3 protein-coding genes are annotated in these 2,989 nt (G+C 75.1%); 2 read left to right on the top strand and 1 reads right to left on the bottom strand.

Features of this window, described 5'->3' with window-relative positions; all coding sequences use genetic code 11:
- Window positions 1-35 precede the first annotated feature (35 nt).
- A complete protein-coding gene (locus tag VR44_RS33390; protein ID WP_157880489.1) occupies window positions 36-764 on the top strand; it encodes a hypothetical protein in 729 nt (242 codons plus the stop codon).
- 23 nt (window positions 765-787) lie between these two features.
- Here the strand turns inward: VR44_RS33390 and VR44_RS33385 are convergent, their stop codons facing one another.
- Window positions 788-2,452: a FadD3 family acyl-CoA ligase gene (locus tag VR44_RS33385; RefSeq protein ID WP_245692715.1), complete on the bottom strand. Its 1,665-nt coding sequence runs from the start codon at window positions 2,450-2,452 to the stop codon at window positions 788-790.
- 97 nt (window positions 2,453-2,549) lie between these two features.
- Between VR44_RS33385 and VR44_RS33380 the strand changes: the two genes are divergently transcribed.
- A partial coding sequence (locus VR44_RS33380; RefSeq protein WP_045951386.1) for a beta-ketoacyl-[acyl-carrier-protein] synthase family protein occupies window positions 2,550-2,989 on the top strand: 440 nt, incomplete at its 3' end.

Genomic DNA, 2,989 nt, shown 5'->3' with positions numbered 1-2,989 from the left:
ATCCGGGGCGGGCGGGGCGCGGAGAGGATCGGGGTATGACCAACGAAGCAGCTGGGTACGGGATTTCGGGGCCGATGGCCGGGGCCGGGACGGTCCGGCGGCCGTGGGGGCGGCGGTGGACGGCGTTCGTGCGGGGGGCCTTCGTCGCGGCTCCGGTGTGCCTGCTGGTGTACGGGGTGGTCCGGCTGGCCGACCCGGATCACGGCCCGGGCCCCGCCTGGACGTTCGGGCACCTGGCCCTGGCCGCCGGGGTGGGACTGTTCGGCGTGGTGTTCCTCGGGCTGCGGCGGCTGGCGGTGCCGGCCGGGCGGGCGGGCCGGGTGGGGGCCGGTGTGGCGACGGGGCTCGGCCTGGCGGGGGCCGCGGCGGCCTTCGCGCAGGCGGTCATCGACCTGGTGGTCGGGCTGCGGTCCGCGGACCGGGCGGGCATGGACCGGCTGTTCGAGGAGATCCAGAGCCGGCCCGGGGTGGAACCGGCCGTCTACTCGGTGGGGCCGCTGCTGTTCTACGTGGGCCTGCTGTGGATCGTGACCCAGCTGGCGGCCGGGCGGCGGACCGGCGTGTGGCGTCCGGCGGCGGTGCTGCTGGGCACGGCCGTGATGGGCGTCAGCCTGGACCTGATCCCGCTGGGCGCGCTCCTGTTCTGCGCGGCTCTCGCCCCGCTGGGCCGTGACCTGGCGGCCCGCGAGTGCGCCGCCCGCGCCGACCTGGCGTACTCGGGCGGTGACCCGTACGGCGCCGCCGGGCTGCGGGCGGTGGCCTGACGCGCGCCGGCCCGGCCCGGGGGTCAGCGGCGGGCGCGGAGTTCGGTCTTGAGGACCTTGCCGCTCGCGTTGCGCGGCAGGTCGGGGACGAATTCCACCTCGCGCGGGACCTTGTAGTTGGCCATCTCGCGGCGCGACCAGGCGATCAGGTCGTCGGCGGTGAGGGTGGAGCCGGGGCGGCGGACGGCGTACGCCTTGCCGACCTCGCCGAGCCGGGGGTCGGGGATGCCGACGACGGCGACGTCGGCGATGTCCGGGTGCAGGCCGAGGAGTTGCTCGATCTCGGCGGGGTAGGCGTTGAAGCCGCCGACGATGAACATGTCCTTGATCCGGTCGGTGATGCGCAGGTTGCCGCCGGCGTCGAGGACGCCGACGTCGCCGGTGCGCAGCCAGCCCTCGGGGGTGAGGGTGCGGGCGGTGCCCTCGGGGTCCTCGAAGTAGCCGCGCATCACGTGGTGGCCGCGCACCCAGACCTCGCCGGGGGTGCCGGGTTCCCGGGCGGTGCCGTCGGGGGCGGCGATGCGCAGTTCGGTGCCGGGGATGGCGCGGCCGGAGGTGGCGGCGATGACCTCGGCGGGGTCGCCGCGGCGGCACATGGTGACGATGCCGGAGGCCTCGGAGAGCCCGTACGCGGTGAGGACGGTGGCGATGCGGAGTTCGGCGCGGAGCCGTTCGACGAGCTGGAGGGGGACGACGGCGGCTCCCGTGACGACCAGGCGCAGGGCGGAGAGGTCGTGGTGATCGCGCTGGGGGTGGTCGAGGAGGGACTGGTGGAGGGTGGGCGGACCGGGGAGGACGGAGATCCGCTCGGCGGCGATGTTGGCGAGGACGGTGTCGACGTCGAAGACGGGCTGGGGGACCATCGTGGCGCCGCGCATCAGGCAGGCGATGATCCCGGCCTTGTAGCCGAAGGTGTGGAAGAACGGGTTCACGATGAGGTAGCGGTCGCCCTCGCGCAGTCCGGCCAGCTCGCTCCAGACGGCGTAGCAGCGCAGGGTCTGGGCGTGGGTGATGACGGCGCCCTTGGGGCTTCCGGTGGTGCCGGAGGTGAAGATGATGTCGGAGGGGGCGTCCGGGGGTATCGCGTCGGCGCGGGCGCGGACGCCGGCGGCCGGGAGGCGGTCGCCTCCGGCGAGGAAGTCCTTCCAGGTGCGGAAGTCGGCGGGGGCGTCGTCGGCGAGGACGACGACCTGTTCGAGGTGGGGCAGGCCGGGCAGCGGCCCGGTGCCGGTGCCTTCGGCCGCGGCGCGGCGCAGGGAGGCGACGTAGGAGGTGCCGAGGAAGGTGCCGGTGACGAACAGCAGCCGGGCGCGGCTGCGCCGGAGGACGTAGGCGGCCTCGGCGCCCTTGAAGCGGGTGTTGAGGGGGACGAGGACCGCGCCGGCGGTGACGGCGCCGAGGGCGGAGACGATCCAGTCGACGGTGTTGGGGGCCCAGACCGCGACCCGGTCGCCGGGTTCGACCCCGGCGGCGAGGCAGGCGGCGGCGGCCCGCTCGACGCGTTCGCCGAGCTGGGCGTAGTCGAGGCGGGTCCGGCCGTCGACCACGGCCTCCCGGCCTGCATGACGCCGGGCGGCGTCCCGCACGAGGGCGCCGACGGTACCCCAGCGCAGGTCCCCCCGCGGGTCGGCCGGGTCGGGGCCGCCCGCGTCGGAGTCGTCGTGGTCCTCGTGGCCGCCTCGGTCCATCGCCCGTCCCTCCCCTGGAACCCGGTAGCTGACTATCCGTCAGATTAGCTGTAGCCTTCGCGGCTGTCAGCAGTACCGGCGCACCCCGGAGGTGGCGATGGCGGCAACGCTCAAGGACGCTACGGCAATCGTCGGCATCGGCCAGACCCCCTTTGCCAAGCGGCTACCCGCCTCGGAGAAGGAACTGGCCTGCCGGGCGGTCCTCGCGGCGCTGGCCGACGCGGGCATCGCGCCCGGCGAGGTCGACGCCTTCGCCTCCTACACGATGGAGGAGACCGACGAGGTCGAGGTCGCCAAGGCCATCGGCGCCGGCGACGTCACGTTCTTCTCCAAGGTCGGCTACGGCGGCGGCGGCTCCTGCGCCACCGTCGGCCACCTGGCCGCCGCGATAGCCACCGGCCAGGCCACCGTCGGCGTCGCCTGGCGCTCCCGCAAGCGCGGCTCCGGCCCGCGCCCCTGGAAGAACACCGCCGTCCAGCTGCCCACCCCCGGCCAGTGGACCCGCCCGTTCGGGCTGCTGCGACCCGCCGACGAGAT

It is taken from the genome of Streptomyces katrae (genome assembly GCF_000966975.1).
GTDB lineage: Bacteria > Actinomycetota > Actinomycetes > Streptomycetales > Streptomycetaceae > Streptomyces > Streptomyces katrae.
Note: the sequence above shows the minus strand (reverse complement) of the source record. Positions and strands in the feature narration are given on the sequence as shown.